Origin of the sequence: Streptomyces pathocidini (assembly GCF_001418495.1) — a bacterium.
In the GTDB taxonomy this organism is placed as follows: Bacteria; Actinomycetota; Actinomycetes; order Streptomycetales; family Streptomycetaceae; genus Streptomyces; species Streptomyces pathocidini.
In genome coordinates this window covers 1-2,576 of the sequence record NZ_LIQY01000603.1, presented here as the reverse complement: position 1 = coordinate 2,576, position 2,576 = coordinate 1, and the positions used below count along the sequence as shown (strand labels likewise).

Sequence of the window (2,576 nt, the reverse complement as noted above, 5' to 3'; positions counted from 1 at the left end):
ACCCAGCCCCACCCGCACGGCCGATGGAATGGAAGAGCATGAGCGAGACCGCCAAGAAGCAGCCCGTCGTCGTCAAGCCCGAGGACGAGCACGCCACCGGCGCCGCCACGACCCAGGACGAACACGCGACGGGTGGCGAGGCCACCGCCCAGGACGAACACGCCACAGGCGGCACCGCCACCCCGCAGGACGAGCACGCCACGTCCGAGCCGACCAACTAGCCGCACCGACTAGCCGCACCGACCGGCCACACCAACCGGGGGAACCCGGCGGCCCTGGCGCCCGGAGGGGATGGCGCCAGGGCCGCCGACATGCGCACACACCACCCGCAGTCACCCAGCGCACCCGCACCGCACAGGGCGCCCCCAGCGCGCCTAGACCCCCCAGGCCCGCAGTCGCGTCTTCAGGACCTTTCCGCTTGCGTTCCGTGGAAGTTCCGGAAGGAACTCGACCTCCCTCGGGACCTTGTAGTTGGCCATTTCGCGGCGTGCCCAGGCGATGAGGTCGTCCCCGGTCAGGGTCGTGCCGGGGCGGCGGACCGCGTAGGCCTTGCCGACCTCGCCGAGGCGGGGGTCGGGAATGCCGACGACGGCCACGTCGGCCACGCCCGGGTGGCGGGCCAGGAGTTGCTCTATCTCGGCCGGATAGGCGTTGAAGCCACCGACGATGAACATGTCCTTGATGCGGTCGGTGATGCGCAGATTGCCGTCGGCGTCCAGGATCCCGACGTCCCCCGTGCGGAGCCAGCCGTCGGGCGTGACCGCCTTCTCCGTCTCCCGGGGCTCCTCGAAGTAGCCCGACATGACGTGGTAGCCGCGCACCAGCACCTCGCCGGGGCTGCCCGGCGCCAACCTCTCACCACCCGGACCGATGACCTTGACCTCCGTGTCCGGAATCGCCCGCCCCGAGGTGCCCGTGATGACGTCCGCCGGGTCGCCGCGGCGGCACATCGTCACCGTGCCGCTCGCCTCCGTCAACCCGTATGCGGTCAGCACCGTCTCCACCCTCAGCTCCCCGCGCAGCCGCCGCACCAGCTCCAGCGGTACGACCGCGGCCCCGGTCACCACCAGCCGCAGCGCCGACAGGTCGTGCTGCCCGCGGGCCGGATGGTCCAGGATCGACCGATGCAGTGTCGGCGGCCCCGGCAGCACGCTGATGCGCTCGGCCGCGATGTTGGCCAGCGCCGTGTCGACGTTGAAGACCGGCTGCGGCACCATCGTCGCGCCGCGCAGCAGGCAGGCGATGATCCCGGCCTTGTAGCCGAAGGTGTGGAAGAAGGGGTTCACGATCAGATAGCGGTCCCCTGCCCGAAGTCCCGCCAGTTCGCTCCAGACTTCATAGACCCGAAGGGTCTGGGCGTGGGTGATGACCACCCCTTTGGGGTGCCCCGTCGTGCCCGAGGTGAAGGTGATGTCGGAGGGGTCCGACGGCGCGACGGCCTCCGCACGCGCGCGTACCGCCGCCGCGGGCACCGCGTCGCCGCCCGCGAGGAAGTCCTTCCAGGTGCGGAACGCCGCGGGCGCGTCCTCCGACAGCACGACCACGTCCCGCAGATGCGGCAGCCCCGGCAGCGGCCCGCTCCCCGGCCCCTCGGCGGCCGCGCGCCGCAGCGAGGCCACGTACGAGGTGCCGAGGAAGGTGCCGGTGACGAACAGCAGCCTGGCCCGGGTGCGTTCGAGGACGTACGCCGCCTCGGCGCCCTTGAAGCGGGTGTTGACCGGCACGAGCACCCCGCCCGCCGTCACCGCGCCCAGCGCGGAGACGATCCAGTCGGCGGTGTTCGGCGCCCACACCGCCACCCGGTCGCCCGGCTCGACGCCCGCGGCGACGCACGCCGCGGCGGCCCGCTCGACGCGCTCGCCCAGCTCCCCGTACGTGATCCGGCCGCGCCCCTCGACCACGGCCTCGCGGTCCCGGTGGCGGCACGCCGCGGCCCGTACCAGCCCTGGGATGGAGCCGAATTCCTCGTCCGCCCGCATCGCGATCCCTCCGTACGACCCCCGCCGCCGTAGCTGACTGTCCGTCAGATTAGCGGTAGCCTTCCCCGCTGTCAGCATCAACGGCCGGGCACGGAGGTGGCGATGGAGCCGACCCACGCGACGGAGCCGACCCACGCGACGCCGGCACCCCACCCGGCACGAACACCCCATCCGACGCAGGCACCCCCGACGCAGGCGCCCAACCCGACGCGCACGCCCCACCCGACGCGGGCGACACCCCTGAAGGACGCGACGGCGATCGCCGGCATCGGCCAGACCCCGTTCGCCAGACAACTCCCCGAATCCGAGAAGACGCTGGCCTGCCAGGCGATCCTCGCCGCCCTCGACGACGCCGGCATAGCCCCGCACGAGGTGGACGCCTTCGCCTCCTACACCATGGAGGAGACCGACGAGGTCGAGGTCGCCAAGGCAATCGGCGCGGGCGACGTGACCTTCTTCAGCAAGGTCGGCTACGGCGGGGGCGGTTCCTGCGCGACCGTCGCCCACCTCGCCGCCGCCATTGCCACCGGGCAGGCCACCGTCGGCGTCGCCTGGCGCTCCCGCAAGCGCGGCAGCGGCCCCCGCCCCTGGAAGAAC

At 72.8% G+C, this 2,576-nt stretch carries 2 protein-coding genes and 1 pseudogene; 2 read left to right on the top strand and 1 reads right to left on the bottom strand.

Annotation, left to right across the window (positions count from 1 at the left end; all coding sequences use genetic code 11):
* The coding region (locus AOK16_RS23410) for a hypothetical protein (RefSeq protein WP_420865399.1) at positions 1-221 on the top strand (221 nt) is incomplete at its 5' end.
* A 153-nt stretch (positions 222-374) separates the two neighbouring features.
* On the opposite strand, the gene AOK16_RS23405 is transcribed toward AOK16_RS23410, so the two are convergent.
* Positions 375-1,979: a FadD3 family acyl-CoA ligase gene (locus AOK16_RS23405; protein ID WP_055474125.1), complete on the bottom strand. Its 1,605-nt coding sequence runs from the start codon at positions 1,977-1,979 to the stop codon at positions 375-377.
* A 240-nt stretch (positions 1,980-2,219) separates the two neighbouring features.
* On the opposite strand from AOK16_RS23405, the pseudogene AOK16_RS23400 reads away from it, so the two are divergent.
* Positions 2,220-2,576 (top strand): annotated as a pseudogene (locus AOK16_RS23400) (lipid-transfer protein); the annotation flags it as partial.